This is a genomic window from Flavobacterium fluviatile, from assembly GCF_010645065.1.
In the GTDB taxonomy this organism is placed as follows: domain Bacteria; phylum Bacteroidota; class Bacteroidia; order Flavobacteriales; family Flavobacteriaceae; genus Flavobacterium; species Flavobacterium fluviatile.
Window position 1 is genome coordinate 89,750 of the sequence record NZ_JAADZW010000004.1, and the last position, 18,610, is coordinate 108,359.

Annotated in this window: 15 protein-coding genes; 11 read left to right on the plus strand and 4 right to left on the minus strand. The window is 35.2% G+C overall.

Annotation, left to right across the window (positions count from 1 at the left end):
• Window positions 1–23: 23 nt before the first annotated feature.
• The 10 genes from GXM17_RS07080 (at window position 24) to dusB (ending at window position 12,883) form a co-directional block, all read left to right on the plus strand.
• On the plus strand, window positions 24–611 hold the full coding sequence (locus GXM17_RS07080; RefSeq protein ID WP_163398597.1) for a porin family protein: 588 nt from the start codon (window positions 24–26) through the stop codon (window positions 609–611).
• Window positions 612–616: 5 nt separating this feature from the next.
• Window positions 617–1,228 (plus strand): outer membrane beta-barrel protein, encoded by a 612-nt coding sequence (locus GXM17_RS07085; RefSeq protein WP_163398598.1) that lies wholly within the window; start codon window positions 617–619, stop codon window positions 1,226–1,228.
• Window positions 1,229–1,237: 9 nt separating this feature from the next.
• The gene (locus GXM17_RS07090; protein WP_163398599.1) at window positions 1,238–1,609 is read left to right on the plus strand and encodes an ApeI family dehydratase; all 372 of its coding nucleotides are present in this window, start codon (window positions 1,238–1,240) and stop codon (window positions 1,607–1,609) included.
• A gap of 2 nt (window positions 1,610–1,611) precedes the next feature.
• Window positions 1,612–2,097, plus strand: coding sequence for a hypothetical protein (locus GXM17_RS07095; protein ID WP_163398600.1), 486 nt, complete (start codon window positions 1,612–1,614; stop codon window positions 2,095–2,097).
• Between the two features lie 16 nt (window positions 2,098–2,113).
• Window positions 2,114–3,289 carry a DUF2062 domain-containing protein gene (locus tag GXM17_RS07100; RefSeq protein ID WP_163398601.1) on the plus strand — a complete coding sequence of 392 codons (1,176 nt, stop codon included), beginning with the start codon at window positions 2,114–2,116 and terminating at the stop codon, window positions 3,287–3,289.
• 75 nt (window positions 3,290–3,364) lie between these two features.
• Complete coding sequence (locus GXM17_RS07105; RefSeq protein WP_163398602.1) at window positions 3,365–7,039, plus strand: 1-acyl-sn-glycerol-3-phosphate acyltransferase; 3,675 nt, start codon at window positions 3,365–3,367, stop codon at window positions 7,037–7,039.
• A 1-nt stretch (window position 7,040) separates the two neighbouring features.
• Entirely contained in the window at window positions 7,041–8,552 is a 1,512-nt protein-coding gene (locus GXM17_RS07110; protein WP_163398603.1) for a phytoene desaturase family protein, read from the plus strand.
• Window positions 8,553–8,557: 5 nt separating this feature from the next.
• Window positions 8,558–10,225: a C45 family autoproteolytic acyltransferase/hydrolase gene (locus tag GXM17_RS07115; protein WP_163398604.1), complete on the plus strand. Its 1,668-nt coding sequence runs from the start codon at window positions 8,558–8,560 to the stop codon at window positions 10,223–10,225.
• Window positions 10,222–11,508 carry a flexirubin biosynthesis putative acyl-CoA ligase FlxY gene (gene flxY, locus GXM17_RS07120; protein WP_163398605.1) on the plus strand — a complete coding sequence of 429 codons (1,287 nt, stop codon included), beginning with the start codon at window positions 10,222–10,224 and terminating at the stop codon, window positions 11,506–11,508. Before GXM17_RS07115 ends, flxY begins: the two co-directional genes overlap by 4 nt.
• A 382-nt stretch (window positions 11,509–11,890) precedes the next feature.
• The gene (gene dusB / locus GXM17_RS07125; RefSeq protein ID WP_163398606.1) at window positions 11,891–12,883 is read left to right on the plus strand and encodes a tRNA dihydrouridine synthase DusB; all 993 of its coding nucleotides are present in this window, start codon (window positions 11,891–11,893) and stop codon (window positions 12,881–12,883) included.
• Between the two features lie 60 nt (window positions 12,884–12,943).
• On the opposite strand, the gene GXM17_RS07130 is transcribed toward dusB, so the two are convergent.
• The 4 genes from GXM17_RS07130 to rbfA form a co-directional block, all read right to left on the minus strand.
• The gene (locus GXM17_RS07130) at window positions 12,944–13,543 is read right to left on the minus strand and encodes an N-acetylmuramoyl-L-alanine amidase family protein (RefSeq protein ID WP_163398607.1); all 600 of its coding nucleotides are present in this window, start codon (window positions 13,541–13,543) and stop codon (window positions 12,944–12,946) included.
• 65 nt (window positions 13,544–13,608) lie between these two features.
• Window positions 13,609–15,036 carry an MATE family efflux transporter gene (locus tag GXM17_RS07135; protein ID WP_163398608.1) on the minus strand — a complete coding sequence of 476 codons (1,428 nt, stop codon included), beginning with the start codon at window positions 15,034–15,036 and terminating at the stop codon, window positions 13,609–13,611.
• Window positions 15,037–15,208: 172 nt separating this feature from the next.
• Entirely contained in the window at window positions 15,209–16,408 is a 1,200-nt protein-coding gene (locus GXM17_RS07140) for an ABC transporter permease (protein WP_163398609.1), read from the minus strand.
• A gap of 1 nt (window position 16,409) precedes the next feature.
• On the minus strand, window positions 16,410–16,802 hold the full coding sequence (gene rbfA, locus GXM17_RS07145; protein ID WP_163398610.1) for a 30S ribosome-binding factor RbfA: 393 nt from the start codon (window positions 16,800–16,802) through the stop codon (window positions 16,410–16,412).
• 367 nt (window positions 16,803–17,169) lie between these two features.
• Between rbfA and GXM17_RS07150 the strand changes: the two genes are divergently transcribed.
• A complete protein-coding gene (locus GXM17_RS07150) occupies window positions 17,170–18,606 on the plus strand; it encodes a circularly permuted type 2 ATP-grasp protein (protein ID WP_163398611.1) in 1,437 nt (478 codons plus the stop codon).
• Window positions 18,607–18,610 lie beyond the last annotated feature (4 nt).

Sequence of the window (18,610 nt, forward strand, 5' to 3'; positions counted from 1 at the left end):
CTAATCATTAAACTAAATCAACTATGAGAAAAATAACCTTAATTGCATTTGTTTTATTTATCGGACTTTTAACAACTCAGGCACAGGTAAAAGTGAGTCCGGGACTTCGAGGCGGTTTGAACTTTTCAACCTTGACTAATGTTGAAAATAATAGTTCTAAAACAGATTTTTATCTTGGTGGATTAGTGAATATTAAATTCAATAAATATTTTTCGCTCCAGCCTGAAATTACGTATTCAAGACAAGGTGATGAAGGAAGATACTTTGAAGACGGCCGTTTTTATTCTGAAAAATATGAGCTGAATTATATAACACTTGGCGCCGTTGCTAAATTTAACTTTGGAGGAAGCGGATTTCACATATTAGGAGGACCTTCTTTAGATTTCAAAGTAGATGATAATTACATCAATACTAATCCTGAAAATTTTGACCTTGCCCTTGTTGGAGGCGTAGGTTATACATTTCCAAACGGATTAACATTTGAAGCCAGAGTTAAACAAGGACTGGTAGATATTTACGGATATGACGGAGTTGATGATGACTATTATTATGACGAAATAATTTTGAATCAGGTTTTCCAGCTGGGTATTAGTTATACTTTTAAAATGTAATCAAATTGAGTTTTAAAAATATAGCAGTAATAGTTGTATCCTTTTTCGGATTACAACAAACACAAGCTCAGGTTAGCTTTAAGCCTGGTTTAAGAGGAGGCTTTACATTTTCAACTATTTCAGAAATGCATGCCAACTATAAAACTGACTTTTACATTGGTGGCTTTGGAGTGATAAATATAAAAAAACATTATGCATTACAGCCAGAAATAAACTATATCAGGCAAGGATCTGATAATGTGGCAAGAAATTATTATGAGTCGAATACAGAAAGAGTCGAACATCGTGATTTACAATTAGGTTATTTATCTTTTTCCATCATCAATAAATTTACATTTGGACCTGGCATTCAAATCCAATTTGGACCCGCTTTAGATGTTCTGGTAAATGATAATTTAGCTAAAAGAGAATCATATAATGATTTAGCATTTATTACAGGAATTGCATATCGAATGCCTTCGGGGCTGACAATTGAAGGCAGATTCAAGAAAGGGGCTCTTGATGTATTAGATAGTGACTATTATTATAATGAACGAAATGATCATTATTTATTCGGAAGTTATAATACTAATATCAATTTTCAACTTGGAATTTCTTATTCTTTTGGAGGAAAATAAATTATAAATATGGTTTTAAAAGACTTTTACAAAATACTTTCGGAAGAAAAAATATCCGGTTCTAAACATACTATCACGATTCTGGTCAATGAAAAACATGAAGTTTTCAAAGGTCATTTTCCGGGAAATCCAATTATGCCGGGGGTTTGCATGATTCAGATTATTAAAGAACTGACAGAAAAAATCACACAGCAGACTTTAATGATTCAGACACTTTCAAATGTCAAATTTATGGCACTAATAAATCCTGAAAGCACTCCGGAATTACGTTTAGAACTTGATATTACAACAACCGAAGATAATTTGGTTAAAGTAAAAAACACAACTTATTTTAATGATACTGTTGCTTTGAAACTGAGTAATGTGTATAAAAAAATATAATTATGAAACTGCTACTGACATTACTTTTACTGGTAAATTTTGCAGGCAATCCGGATTTGGCTGCTATTCGAAAAATGTATGCTGATGTTACAAAATCTGAAAGTAATGCCAAAGAATTTGTAGCAAAACTGTCAGGTGTTTCAAATAATGATGATAAAATTTTAGTGGCCTACAAAGCCGCTTCTATTTTATTAGATTCAAAGTTTGAAAAAAAGTTAGGTGAAAAAATCGAACGTTTTAAAGAAGGTGCAAAATTACTTGAAGCCACAATAAAAAGTGATCCGGGTAATATCGAAATGCGAATGATCAGACTGAGTATTCAGGAAGATGTTCCAAGTATTACTGGCTACAAGAAAAATATTAAAGAAGATAAAAAATTCATCATGACACATTATGCTTCGCAGGGTGCAGCTTTGAAAGACTATCTTAAAGACTTTGTTTTGCAATCTAAAAGTTTCTCTGATAAAGAGAAGCAATTTGTAAAATAGGCTCAAAAAACACCTCATGAAATCACAGCAGGAATTACTTAATTCGACTCACATTTGCGTTATTGTGCCGACGTACAATAATCAAAAAACACTAAAAAAAGTACTAGACTCTGTTCTGGATTTCACTTCAAATATTATTGTGGTTAATGACGGTTCAACTGATGAAACTTTCGACATTTTAAAACAATATCCACAGCTTACGCAGATTCATCATCCTAAAAATTTAGGAAAAGGACGAGCGCTCAGAAACGGTTTTAGAAAAGCAGTCGAAATGAAATTCGAATATGCCATCACAATCGATTCTGACGGGCAGCATTTCGCTTCCGATATTCCAAATTTTATTGCAGCCATTCAGGAAGAACCCAATTCGTTATTGATTGGAAGCCGGAATATGACACAGGAAAACGTGCCGAAGAAAAGCAGTTTTGGTAACAAATTTTCGAATTTCTGGTTTAAGTTTGAAACCGGAATCAAACTGGATGATACACAATCCGGTTTCAGATTATATCCTTTACAATTGCTTCCGAAACAATTTTTTACCAATAAATTTGAGTTTGAAATTGAAGTTATTGTGCGCGCTGCGTGGAAAGGAATTACAGTAAAAAACATTCCGATTCAGGTTTTGTACGATCCGGCAGAACGTGTTTCGCATTTTCGTCCGTTTCGGGATTTTACCCGTATCAGTATTTTGAATACGGTCTTGGTAACTAATGCATTGCTTTACATCAAACCAAGAGATTTCTTCAGAAGAGCAAAAAAAAAAGGTTTTAAAAAATTCTTTCTCGAGGATATTTTAGAAAGCAAAGATTCGAATTTTAAAAAAGCCGCTGCAATTGCTTTAGGAATTTTTATTGGTCTTTCTCCTTTTTGGGGTTTTCAGACCATTTTGCTTTTTACTTTTGCGGCGTTGTTCAGGCTTAACAAAGTGATTGCTTATCTGACTTCAAACGTGAGTTTCCCGCCTTTCATTCCTTTTATCATCTACGCTTCACTTCAGGTAGGAAGTATTTTTGTTTCCGGCAACGCGCCTTTAATTTTGGATAGTTCGATCACACTCGACGATATTCAAAAAAATGCTACACAATATATCGTAGGAAGTCTTATTTTAGCATCCGTTTCTGCGCTAACCGTTGGTCTGATTAGTTATTTACTTTTGACGGCTTTTAGTTCTAAAAACAACACAAATATTTAAAAAGTTTTGTGGCGAATTTTCACAAATTAATTCGTGGAAATTAGTGAAATCCGCAGCGAAAAAATTTAATCCATCATGCATCAATACTTTTACGCCATACATTCATTTGTAAACCGAAGAAAATCACTCTCGGTTTTTTTGGCTGTGCTGATGCTTTTTATTTTCGGATTTTTTGCTTCTCAAATCAAATTTGAAGAAGACATAACCAAACTTATTCCAGCCAATGACAAAGCAGATGCTACGGCAAAAGTTCTAAAACAGTTAAATTTCGCAGACAAAACTACTGTTATTTTTAAATTAGAAAAAAATGGCTCCGAAGAGGATTTAAAAGAAATGGCAACTGCTTTTTCTGATAGTGTTTCTAAATCCTGCAAACCTTATATTACCGGAATTCAGGGAAAAATTGACGAAGAAAATATCCAGGAGACAATCGATTTTGTTTACCATAATCTGCCGCTTTTTTTGGATAATAACGATTATGCTTCCATCGAAAAGAAACTGCAGAAAGACAGTATTGCGGCAACCGTTCAGGGAAATTATAAATCGATAATTTCGCCTTCGGGATTTGTAACAAAAGATTTTATACTTCAGGATCCGCTTGGAATTTCATTTATCGCTTTAAAAAAATTACAGCAGTTAAATATTGGTGATGATTTTGCGCTGGACAATGGTTTCGTGATGACCAAAGACAAAAAGAAATTATTGCTTTTTATTACCTCAAACCTTCCGTCGAGCGAAACCGAAAAGAATACCATTTTTGCCGAAAAACTAAAATCGATTCAGGAAAATCTAAACAAACAATTTAAAGGAAAAACTTCAGTCAGTTACTTTGGCTCTGCTTTGATTGCCGTTGCCAATGCCAGTCAGATCAAAAGTGATATTGTCCTGACGACAACTATCGCCATGATTACACTGATGCTGATTCTGATTTTCTTTTACCGAAAAATAGTAATTCCGCTGATTATTTTTATTCCGACACTATTTGGCGGATTATTTGCCGTTGCCTTTTTATATTTTGTAAAAGAACAGATTTCGGCAATCTCACTCGGAATCGGATCTATTTTATTAGGAATTACGATCGATTATTCGCTGCACATTCTTACACATTACAAACACAACAGCGACATCAAATCGTTGTATAAAGACATCACGATGCCTGTGATTATGAGCAGTTCGACTACGGCAGTTGCTTTTTTATGTCTGTTATTCGTAAAATCTGATGCGCTGAATGACCTCGGAATTTTTGCAGCCGTAATTGTGATGGCCTCAGCATTTTTCTCGCTTTTGATTGTACCACATTTATACAAACCAAAAGAAAATAATTTTGAACATAAGAAAAATGTGATCGATAAACTGGCTCATTTCTCCTTTCATAACAATAAATTTTTGATTGGATTTTGTGTTTTAATTACGATTGTCTGTTTTTTTACTTACAATGATGTTGGCTTTAATAACGATTTGTCGCAATTGAATTTTGTTCCAAAGGAAATCAAAGCTGCTGAAAAACAATTAGAAGAAAGCACGAGCCTGACTTCAAAAACGATTTATGTGGCTTCTTACGGAAAAAGCATGGAAGAAGTTTTACAGCACAACAGTCAGCTTTTTACCGATTTATCTGCAGCAAAACAACAAAACAAAATATTGAATTTCAGTTCTGTGGGCGGAATTATGCTTTCGCAGAAGGAACAGTTTCAAAAAATTCAAAGATGGAATTCGTTTTGGGACGCCAATAAAAAACAGCTTTTACAATCCCAATTAATTTCCGAAGGTTCAAAACTTGGGTTTAAGCCAACCGCTTATTCCATCTTTTTTGATCATTTAAACTTTGATTTCAAACCCATTTCTGCCGATGAATATTTAAAAATTCAGGCTTTACAATTAAAAGAGTTTGTAACCGAAAAAGATGGTTTTTATACCATTTCGACTTTGGTAAAAGTTTCGCCGGAACAACGTGACAGATTTGTAAAATCGGCTTCCGCCAAAGAAAATCTGATTGCAATTGACCGTCAGCAAATGAATGAAACTTTTTTCAGCACCTTGAAAACCGATTTTAATTCGCTTGTCAATTATTCATTTGTCGCCGTGATTTTAATTCTCTTTTTCTTTTTCAGAAGAATCGAATTAGTAATTGTCAGCTCTATTCCGATTGCTTTAACCGGAATTGTAACAGCTGGAATTATGGGCATTTTTGGCATTCAGATGAATATTTTCAGCATGATCGTCTGTACCTTGATTTTTGGTCACGGTGTCGATTTTAGTATTTTCATGACCAGTGCGCTTCAAAAAGAATATACCACCGGAAAAAACGAAATTGCGATTTACAGAACGTCAATCATACTGGCTGTGATTACGACAATTTTAGGAATTGGTGCCATGATATTTGCGAAGCATCCGGCACTAACTTCAATTTCATCGGTTTCATTGATTGGGGTTTTTGCTGCCTTGATTATCACCTTTATCTTCTACCCGATTCTTTTTAAACTGTTAATTTCGAACCGGTCAAAAAACGGAAACCCACCTTTCGAATTACGCAGTTTTTTAAATGGTTTCATTTCCTTTTTTTACTACGGGCTTGGCGGGATTTTAATGTCTCTTTATTCTTTGATTATCATGCCGGTTTTACCTGTCAGTGAAAAAGCGAAAATGAAAAGTTTCCGATTTGTGATTTCGAAGTTTGTGAAATCAGTCTTATATTCCAATCCGTTTGTGCAGAAAAAAGTAATCAATAATTTTAATGAAAATTTCGAAAAACCAGCCATAATCATTGCCAATCATACCTCATTTTTAGATAGTCTGACAATTGGAATGCTGAGTCCAAAAGTTATTTATTTAGTAAATGACTGGGTGTATAATTCTCCATTTTTTGGACCCATTGCTAAAAAAGCAGGTTTTTATCCTGTTACAAAAGGGCTTGAAAACGGTGTTGAGCATTTACGCCAAAAAGCAAAAGAAGGGTATTCGATAATCATTTTTCCTGAAGGAACACGTTCTGAAAGCAATCAGATTAAGCGTTTTCACAAAGGAGCTTTTTATCTGGCAGAAGAGCTGAATTTAGATATTCTTCCAATTTTAATTCATGGTGTTTCTGAAGTGCTGCCAAAAGGCGATTTTATAATCTATGACGGCAATATTACGGTGTCTGTTTTAAAACGAATAACTCCTGAAAATAATTCTTTCGGCAAAAATTATGCTGAAAGAACCAAACAAATCAGCAGTTTCTTTAGAACAGAATTCAGCAAAATTCGCCAGGAAATCGAAGGGCCGGATTATTTCAAAAAAATGCTGATTCACAGTTATGATTACAAAGAAATTGAAGTCGTAAAAAGTGTAAAAGAAAATCTGAAATCAAATCTCGAAACCTATTATCACCTAAACCGATACATTTCGGCGAAAGCCAAAATCCTGCATTTAGCAAATGATTACGGGCAATTAGACGTTTTACTCGCTTTGCAGGAACCACAGCGAAAAATTCATTCGTACATTTCTGATAAAGAAAAAAGAGCCGTTGCCAAAACCAATTACATCGCGAAAAAAAGAAAAATATCGTATCCGGATCAATTAGAATCTGCGATTGAAAACGAATATGACATTGTATTAATTTCAGATGAAAACCTGAACAATTTTACGGAAATCAATAAGGCTTCCACTATAATTTTAGTGGGTTCTTCCCGTTTAAAAAGTACAATAACTGACTTTGGTTTTGATTGTGTTTTAGAAGAAAACGATATCATCATTTTAAAGAAAAATTAAAATGAAAGAGCAATACGATGTAGTAATTGTAGGCAGCGGTTTAGGCGGATTGGTTTCAGCCATTATTCTGGCTAAAGAAGGCTACAGCGTTTGCGTGCTCGAAAAAAACAATCAGTACGGAGGAAATCTTCAGACTTTTGTTCGCGATAAAACGATTTTTGATACCGGAATTCATTATATCGGAGGTTTGGGTGAAGGCCAGAACCTTCATCAGTATTTTAAATATCTGGGAATTATCGACAAACTAAACCTGAAGCAATTAGACGAAAACTCCTTCGATGTTATTTCTTTTGAAGATGATACTACCGAATATCCGCATGCGCAGGGCTATGGGAATTTTGTTCGCCAATTAGTTAAATCTTTTCCCGAAGAAAAAGAAAATATTGAGAACTATTGTAAAAGTTTACAAGAAGTCTGCAGTTCTTTTCCGCTCTATAACTTAGAATGGGAAGGAAAATATGACGATGAAATTTTAACGCTTAATGCGAAAGAAACGATTGATTCATTTACCCAAAATGAAAAACTAAAGGCCGTTTTGGCAGGTTCGAATTTTCTGTATGCAGGTCTTCCGGACAAGTCCCCATTTTATGTTCATGCGCTAATTGTAAATTCGTATATAGAAAGTTCATGGCGCTGCATCAACGGCGGAAGCCAGATTACCAAGCAGCTTTTGAAACAGATTAAAAAATACGGCGGCGAATTTTACAAATACAAAGAAGTTACCCATTTTGAAGTCGAAAATCACAAAGTGAATTCGGTTAAGATGAAAGATGGAACGCAGGTTTCCGGAAAGCTTTTTATTTCGAATATTGAACCCAAAACGACTTTAAAAATGGCCGGTGAAGAAAATTTCAGAAAGCCATTTTTCAACCGGATTCAAAATCTAGAAGGCGTACTTTCCGCCTTTAGTCTGTACCTGGTTTTTAAACCAAAGGCTTTCAGATACATCAACCATAATTATTATCATTTTAAAAATAGCGGTGAAGTCTGGACGGCGCACGAATACGATGAAAATTCGTGGCCAAAAATGTATATGGCTTCTATGAATGCTTCTAAACAAGACGAAATCTGGGCAGAAGGAATGACGTTTATCACGTACATGAAATTTGATGATGTCCTGCCCTGGGCAAATACTTTTAATACGACCGCCGAAAAAAATGACCGTGGTGAAAGTTATGAAGAATTCAAAGCCAGAAAAGCAGCTCAATTTTTAGCTGAAATCGAAATAAAATTTCCGGGAATCAAAGACTGCATTCAGTCTGTTCATACCTCAAGTCCGCTGTCGTACAGAGATTATATTGGCGGAGATAAAGGCAATATGTACGGCTATGTTAAAGATTCCAGCAATCCGATGAAAACGCTGATTCCGTCTAAAACCAAATTAGAAAATTTGTATCTCACGGGCCAAAGTATCAGTATGCACGGGGTTTTAGGTGTAACAATTGGGGCTGTTGTAACCTGTTCTGAAATTGTTGGCAAAGAATATTTAATTACTAAAATCAATCAGGCTTAATTGTGATGAAAAACCATATTTCATATCTTTTACTCATTGGTCTTTTAGGAATTCTGGTTTCCTGCGGTACCGCAAAATCAAAAAAACATCTGCCTGATATTTCAAACTATAATGCTGTAAAACCTGTTGTAACTAAACTTTCCGATAGTTCTTTTATTTCAGGAAATAATTCGTTTTCAAAAAACAAACAAGGTCTATGGGAATTATATGTCGAAGGTGATCCGCTGGAAATTGGTCTTACAACCGGAGCATTGTCTGATTCTCTTTTGCAGAAACAACAACGCATTTTTTTCTCTAAAATAACAGATATTGTCCCTTCCAAATTTCAACAGAAAATGCTGCGCCATTTTTTGAGCTGGTTCAACCGAAAATTATATATGAATGTTCCAGAAGAATATCAGACAGAAATTTACGGAGTCTCGCAATATACTTCGCATGAATTTGACAATATTGCGCCACAATATCAGCGGGGTTTGTACCTGCATGCGGCACACGATATTGGACATGCTTTGCAGGATTTGGCACTGGTTGGCTGTTCGTCTTTTGCGGCCTGGAATGAAAAATCGGAAGACGGAAATTTAATTCTCGGGCGTAATTTTGATTTTTATGTAAATGACGCTTTCGCAGAAAATAAAATCATTGCTTTTATAAAACCCAAACAAGGCCACAACTTTATAATGGTGACCTGGCCCGGAATGATTGGCGTTGTTTCCGGAATGAATCAGCAGGGTTTGACTGTAACTATAAATGCTTCGAAATCTAAAATCCCGCTGATTGCCAAAACACCGATTTCGATTCTGACCCGTGAAATTTTACAGCACGCTCAAAATATTGATGAAGCGATCGCCATTGCCAAAAAAAGAAAAGTATTTGTTTCAGAATCCATAATGGTAGGAAGCGCGCAGGACAACAAAGCGGTTTTGATTGAAGTTTCTCCAAAAAAAATGGATGTTTATGATATGCCAAATACCAGTCAGTTAATTTGTTCCAATCATTTTCAGTCAGAAGCATTTAAGGATGATAAACGAAATCAGGAACAAATTGTAAACAGTCACTCTGAATACCGATTTGAAAGAATGCAGGAACTTTTATCAGAAAATAAAAAGATAAATCCGCAGATTGCTTCTGAAATTCTCAGAAACAAAGATGGCTTAAATAATATTCCTCTAGGATTGGGAAATGAAAAAGCGCTGAATCAGTTAATGGCACATCACGGCATTATTTTTAAACCAAAAGAAAAACTGGTCTGGGTTTCGGCAAATCCGTATCAATTGGGCGAATTTGTCTGTTATAATCTCGATTCTGTTTTTAATTCAAAAAGATCAAAAACCGTAGTTTCATTCGAACAGGAAAATCTAAATATTGCCAAAGATCCTTTTATAAAAACAGAAGCTTTTCAAAACTATAAAAAGTTTAAAACTGAAGATCATCAAATGGATTTGTATCTGAAAAAGGAAGAAACGATTTCTGCTGAATTCATTCAAAATTATCAATCGTTAAACCCGGATTATTGGGTTGTGTATTATAAAACAGGATTGTATTTTTACCAAAAGAAAGAATTTCAGCAGGCTCAGGCAAATTTTGAAAAAGCACTGACCAAAGAAATTACCACTGCTCCTGAAAAAGCAGCAATTGAAAAATATTTAAAAAAACTCAAAAGAAAATTACAATGATTCCGGCAATAGAAAAAAATTCTTTAGAGGAAATTAAAATTTTTCAGGAACAAAAATTAGCTGAGCTTTTAGCTTACATCAGCGAGAATTCTCCATTTTATAAAAGACTTTTCGCAGGACAAAATATTGATCTTTCGAAAGTGAAAACACTCGAAGATTTACAATATTTACCTGTAACAACAAAAGAAGATTTACAGCAATATAACGATGATTTTTTGTGTGTTCCGCAGCATAAAATTATCGATTACGCTTCTACATCAGGGACTTTGGGCGATCCGGTAACTTTTGGTTTAACCGATTCTGATTTGGACCGACTGGCTTATAACGAAGCCATTTCGTTTGCCTGCGCCGGAATTGCAGAAGGGGATGTTGTACAATTGATGACTACAATTGACCGAAAATTTATGGCCGGCCTGGCGTATTTTCTGGGGCTTCGAAAATTGAAAGTCGGCGTTATCCGCGTTGGTGCGGGAATTCCGGAAATGCAATGGGATTCGATTTTAAAATACAATCCTAGTTATTTAATTACCGTTCCTTCATTCCTTTTAAAATTAATCGAATACGCCGAGATCCACGGAATCGATTATAATAATTCGAGCATAAAAGGCGCCATCTGCATTGGAGAATCTTTGAGAGAACAGGATTTTTCAATGAATATTCTATCGAAAAAAATTACAGATAAATGGAATATTAAGTTGTTTTCGACTTATGCCTCTACCGAAATGAGTACCGCTTTTACAGAATGTGAACACGGTCACGGTGGGCATCATCATCCGGAATTGATTATTGTTGAAGTTCTGGACGAAAATAATATGCCGGTTAAAAACGGTGAAACCGGCGAACTGACTTTTACCACTTTAGGAATTGAAGCCATGCCTTTGCTGCGTTTTAAAACAGGGGATATTGTGCAGCTGCATAACGAACCTTGCGCCTGCGGAAGAAACACATTACGCGTTGGACCGGTTGTTGGCCGTAAAAAACAAATGATCAAATACAAAGGAACGACGCTTTATCCACCTGCGATGAATGATGTCTTGAGCAGTTTTGACAATATTGAAAATCATCTGATCGAAATTTCAACCAATGATTTAGGCACAGATGAAATCCTGATAAAAATTGCGGTTAAAAACCAATCCCCTGAATTTCTTCAGGAAATTAAGGATCACTTCAGAGCCAAATTGAGAGTTACTCCAAAAATAGAATTTGCCTCAAAAGAAGTTTTAAATCCGTTGGTTTTTAATCCAATGAGCCGAAAACCCATTCGGTTTTTTGATTATCGATAATACCATATTGATTTTTTTTACCATATAAGTTATATAAGTTCATATAAAACTTTGTGTAATAGCAAATCGCAAAATTAAGTACATTTAAATTAATGAAATGCCTTTTTGAAATTTCTAAATAACTGTTACTGTCTGTATTGAAAACATTTAAGTTCATTTAATTGGAACTCAAATCACTTATATAGTTTAATTTCAGCGTAACTATGTGAATTTTAAATTAGTGAAACGCCTTTTTTTGAGTTTCAATTGTCTATGCTTGTATGTATTGAAATTTACGTTCTAATTAAATGAACTTATATCACTTATATGGTTTAATTTCAGCTTATTAATTGTTTTGCTGTGAATTGAACTAAATGTTGTAATTTTGCAAAAAATATTGAAGATGGTCAAGATTGGCAACATAGAATTACCCGAATTTCCTTTATTACTAGCTCCGATGGAAGATGTTAGCGATCCGCCGTTTCGCAGATTATGCAAAACGCATGGAGCTGACATGATGTATTCTGAATTTATTTCATCGGAAGGATTGATTCGTGATGCTATAAAAAGCCGCATGAAACTGGATATTTTTGATTACGAACGTCCTGTTGGAATTCAGATTTTTGGCGGTGATGAAGAAGCGATGGAAATGTCATCTAAAATCGTTTCGACCGTAAAACCGGATTTGGTGGACATCAATTTCGGTTGTCCGGTAAAAAAAGTAGTCTGCAGAGGTGCCGGTGCGGGAGTTTTAAAAGATGTTGATTTGATGGTACGTCTGACCAAAGCGGTTATCAAAGGCACAGATTTGCCTGTTACGGTAAAAACCCGTTTAGGCTGGGATGATAACTCCATTAATATTGATGAAGTGGCAGAAAGACTTCAGGATATTGGTGTTCAGGCTTTAACAATTCACGCAAGAACCCGTGCCCAAATGTACAAAGGTCATTCAGACTGGTCACATATTGCACGTGTAAAAAACAACCCAAGAATTACAATGCCTATTTTCGGAAACGGTGATATCGACAGTCCGGAAAAAGCATTACACTATAAAAATGAATACGGTATCGACGGAATCATGATTGGTCGTGCGGCAATTGGGTATCCGTGGATTTTTAATGAAATCAAACATTTCTTTAAAACAGGAGAACACTTGCCTGCTCCAACGGTTATTGATCGTGTTGAAGCTGCCAGAAATCATCTGCAATGGTCAATGGACTGGAAAGGCGAGCGTTTGGGAATTGTAGAAATGCGTCGTCATTATACCAACTATTTCAAAGGAATTCATTCGTTCAAAGAATTCAAACAAAAATTAGTTACCACTGATGAACCTGAAAATCTTTTCGCTATTATGAAAGAAATTGAACAGGTTTATGCGGGATATGAATTTGTTTAAAAGCATAAAAAAAGACCTTCAAATTTTAAAATGAAGGTCTTTTCTTTTAAAGAATATCTTTTATTTAATGGCTTCTAATATTTTTTCAGCAATTTCATTTTGTCCCTTTTCGCTGGTAATATATTTTTTGTCTTTTTCATTGCTAAGATATCCCAATTCCAGAATCATTGCAGGACAATCGGACTTTTTTAAAATAAAGAAATTAGCTTCGGCTACTTTCCCTTTGGATAAATTTTCAGCAGTTATTTTTTCCAATACAATTTCAGCACTTTTTTTTGACTGATTATAAAATTTAGCATCTGAAGAAATGTAAGCTTCAACTCCATTTTTGCTAAAATCCTTAGAAGCGTTAATATGCAATGAAATCACCAAATTCGGATTTAATTTATTGATGATTGAAACTCTTTCATCTAATTCCATAAAATTATCCCCTTCCCGAAGCAGAACAATTTCCAGATTTTCATTCTTATTCTGACTTTTAATCTTTTTAGCAATTGTTTCAACAATTATTTTTTCCTGTGATCCTGCCAACGTTGCTCCAAAATCAGATCCGCCATGAGCAGCATCAATAACAATTATCTTTTTTGCTATTGATGTAAAAGCAAATAGTCCAAATAATGCAATGCTTAAAACTACTAAAATTTTAATCCTTGTTTTCATAAAAATATCTTTTTGGTTATTTAAACCCAACGAAAATATTTAAGAAATATTGTACAAAGTGTGTTTTATACCAGAACCCTTTTCCACCTCCCTTTTTTATAAAAGAAAATTCCAGCCAACGTTATAGCAGTTTCCGCAACCGGAATGGCAATAAAAACTCCGGTTGGTCCCATATTGAAATGTTTTGCCAATACATAAGCAAGCGGAATCTGGAACAGCCAAAAACCGAAGAAATTGATTCCGGTTGGTGTCCAGGTATCTCCTGCGCCATTGAAGGTATTAATCAAAACCATCCCGATTCCGTAGAAAACAAATCCGGCACTCATAATTTGTAAGGCTTCAGCAGCGACAGCTCTAACCATTTCGTCGTTTGTAAAAAAGGAAACAATGTATTTGCCAAAACACAATGAAATAATCATAATTGTAGCCATAAAAATGACATTGTATTTCGCAGTCGTAAATACCGATTTTTCGGCACGCTCAATTTGTTTAGCTCCTAAATTCTGCCCAACCAAAGTCGCGGCTGCATTACTCAATCCCCAGGCAGGAAGTATAAAAAACATCATAATTCTAAGTGCGGTCTGATAACCAGCCGAGCCATGATCGGCTCCTGTTGTAGCTACTAATTGGGCAAGGAAGATCCAGCTGCAGGATGCAATTACAAATTGTAAAATTCCGGGAGCTGCAATTTTTACCAAAGCTTTTATTTGTGTAAAATCCGGAGTGAAGTATGAAATTTTGATTTTTAAAATTCCGTTCCCTGAAAATAAATGATAGATTTGATACAGAACCCCAATACTTCTTCCGAATGTAGTGGCTAATGCTGCACCCATCAAACCAAAAGCAGGAACAGGTCCTAAACCGTTAATTAAAATCGGGCATAAAATGATATTACACATGTTGGCGATCCAAAGACTTTTCATGGCGATTGCTGCATTTCCGGCGCCGCGGAAAATTCCGTTTATCAGAAATAAAAGCATAATGCACAAACTGGAACCAATCATGATCTGTGTAAATCTGAAACCATGCTCTGCAGATTCTACTGACGAACCCATAAGTATAAGAATATCTTTCGCATAAATAATTCCGAAAATGCTCAATATACTATTAACTGCAAAAGCAATAATAATGGCCTGCATTCCTGCTTTTGCTGCAGCGACAGGATCTTTCTCTCCAATACGTCTGGCTACCACTGCTGTCGCTGCCATACTCATCCCGATAGCGAGCGAATAAATAACCGTCAATACCGATTCGGTTAAACCAACGGTCTGAATTGCAAAACTGCTATGTTCCAGATGTCCTACGAAATATAAATCGACTAAAGCAAAAACGGATTCCATCATCATTTCCAAAACCATCGGAATGGCTAAGAGAATTACTGCTTTTTTGATGCTTCCGGAGGTGTAATCAAAAGATTCGTCGCCTTTCAGCGCTTGTTTTAATGTGGTGAAAATTTTAGAAAATAGATTTTTCTGTATGGTTGTTTCTGTCATGATATTTTAGGATAAATGATAAAAATTAGTCCGGATTCTATTAATCTGAACTGAAAAAGTAAAGCGTAAGTATCCTAATTATTATAAAAAATAAATAGGATTAAGCAGAAACAATCATATGCTGTAGAATTTTGAGGCGGTAAATATAAGTAATATTTTTTAGGCAGAAATACTAATCCAACAGCTTTTTACTTACACGGCTGCTTGCAATTAGGGAAGCCACAAAGCCAAGAATGACAATAGTTGCCATTACAATAACGACATTTTCGAATGAGAAAACAACAGGATAAGCTAAAGTCGGTGTTATCATAATCAGTTCGTATTGCTGTTGCAAGAGTACTAGAATCATACCCAGAATGAGGCCGATTATCCCTCCGAATACGCTTAACAATGTTCCCTGCAGTAAAAATATTTTTCGCAGATGATTAATTTCACTACCCAGATTAAAAAGCGTTTTTAAGTTTCCTTTCTTTTCCAGAATCATCATGATTAACGCTCCAACCAAATTAAAAAGTGCAACTATTATGACCAGTGTAAAAATCAAATAGACAACAATATTTTCGGTATTGAGCATTTTGTATAAGGACTCGTTAAGCTGAGCCCTGTTTTTTAGCGTAATTTTATTCTTGAAAATAGTTTGAAGTTGAGAACGTATCGCTTTCTCATCAGCATTTGGTTTGAGTTTCAATTCGATTCCCGAAATCTGATTTGGCTTGTACATCAATAATTCCTGAGCCAGTCCTAAATCTGCAAAAATATATTTAGAATCCAGTTCTTCGCTGATGGAATAAATTCCGACAGGAAGGACATCTGTTTTATTGAAAGCCTCTTCAGGATTTTCGATTGCTCCTTTTCCGGGTTTTGGCGCAAATACCTGCAACGGATTTTCGAAGTCCAGAATCCCCATTGAAAAATCCTGTGAAATTCCATAGCCAATTACTACCTGATAACTTTCCGGCTTTAACCATTGCCCATTAAATAGCTTTTTTTTGATATCATTTACGACAGGATAAAGGCTGTCAACACCTTTTAAATAAGTAACCTGCTGTTTATCTTTAAACAAAAATAAAACGCGTTCCTCTATAATTTTAGTGTATGACGCTACTCCTTCTATTTTCTTAATTTGATTTTCATTTTCCGGTGTAAGCAAAAATGACTTACCGTATGTACTTGTAAATTTTAAATCAGGGTCGATTTCGTTTGTGAATGAAAGGCTAAAAACCTTCAATCCGCTAAAAACTGACAAGACCACAAACAAGGCCATGGTACCAACAATAATTCCAAGACTGGCAATTGAATTGATGATATTGATTGCGTTATTTTTACTGAGACTAAAAAGATAACGTTTGGCTATGTAAAGGGGGAAATTCAATTTACGATTTTCTTCTTTTTTCTAAAAGATCACGGTTTTCTATTGGGTTCTCTTTGCCTGCTAAAGCATTGTCAATTTTTTCGATATAATCTAATGAGTCATCGATAAAAAATACAAGATTTGGTACACGACGCAATTGCAGGCGTACACGCTGAGACAAATCGTGCTTAATTAAAGTTGTATTCGATTTTATTGCTTCTAAAGTTTCCTTTGCTTTCTCTTGCGGGAAGATGCTTAAATATACTGTTGCCACAGATAAGTCAGTAGTAACACTTACTTTGGATACCGAAATTACTAAATTATTAATTCCGTTTTTTCTCACTTCACCCTGCAGAATATCAACCAGATCTTTCTGGATAACACCGCCTATTTTTTTCTGTCTGTTTGTTTCCATACTGCAAAAATACTACTTTTTAAATTCAATCGTTGCAATTTCGCATCCAACAATCAAATCATTTTACCCGAATAATACTGCCCTGATTAAATTTCTGTGTTTTTTATTCAATAACTAAATTTATTTTTTCTTGTAAAAACATTCACATCATCCGAAATGGTTGTTTTTAGGAATATCAAATCTCAAAAAAACATAGCTTTAAAAAAGAAATTTTTCAAAATTAAAACCTCAAAAAACGAATCCGGCATAAATTATAAAATTCACACAAAGAACAAATCTAATTAGCTTAAAAAGTTGTATTTTGGATTAAAAAAATAAATAATTTTCATCAAAATACTTAAAATAGTATTTATTTAATAATTCAAACATGGCAAAATTAGCACCTAGTTTAAATCATAATGGTTGGGACGAAATGTTTTCTAACAAAGGCGTTCGGGATTCTTATCGCCAGGTTTTTCAAACTTTGCAAGGTCTGAATCATAAAACTCTGACCAATAAGCAAAAACAGGCTTCTGATCTATTCATGAATCAGGGTATCACTTTTACAGTTTATAGTGATGATGAAAATGGAATAGAACGAATTTTCCCTTTTGACATCATCCCGAGAATCATAACTCAGGAAGACTGGTTAGTAATAGAGTCAGGTATCAAACAGCGTTTACTGGCATTAAATTTATTTTTAGAAGATATTTATAATGAACAAAACATTGTAAAAAACGGAATCATTCCGGCTGGATTAATTGCCTCATGTCCCCATTACATTCAGGAAGTTCAGGGTATAAAAGTACCTCATAATATCCATGTACACATTGCGGGAATCGATTTAATCAGAGGAGCAAAAGGCGAGTTTTATGTACTTGAAGATAATTTGCGCTGTCCGAGCGGTGTGAGTTATATGCTGGAAAACCGAGAGATTACAAAAAGAATTTTTCCGGATATGCTTTCATCGAATCATGTTAGCATGGTAAGTAATTATCCCATGATTTTTCACAGCATTCTGGTTTCGTTATCGCCCAGAAATATATCAAATCCAAATGTGGTTTTGCTTACACCTGGTGTATATAATTCGGCTTATTACGAGCACACCTATTTAGCGCGTCAAATGGGAATTCCTTTAGTCGAAGGTCGTGATCTGGTCGTAAACAACAGTCGGGTTTATATGAAAACGACTTCGGGATTGCAACAAGTTGATGTTATTTACAGACGTTTGGATGATGAATATTTAGACCCTTTGGTTTTTAAACCAGACAGTGCTCTTGGCGTTCCCGGCTTAATAAGTGCTTACCGACAAGGAAATGTAGCGCTCGTAAATGCCGTAGGAAACGGAGTCGCAGATGACAAAGCCGTATATGCTTATGTACCGGATATGATTAAATATTATATGAACGAAGAACCTATTTTGAAAAATGTGCCCACTTATAGAATGGAAAATCTGGACGAACGTGAACATGTTTTTGAAAATATGGAAAATATGGTGATTAAGGAGACCAACCAGAGTGGCGGCTACGGAATGATTATGGGGAACAAAGCAAGTCAGGAAGAAATGGATGATGCTAAAATTGCCATTACCAAAAATCCCCGAAATTTTATTGCACAGCCCATTATTCAGTTAAGTACAGTTCCGTGTCTGATTGACGGGCAACTTAAATTACGTCATGTCGATTTAAGGCCTTATGCTTTATGCGGACCAAAAGGGGTTCAGATTGTTCCCGGCGGATTGACCCGTGTGGCACTTACCGAAGGTTCATTGGTAGTAAATTCTTCTCAGGGTGGCGGAAGTAAAGACACCTGGATTATTAAATAAAAAT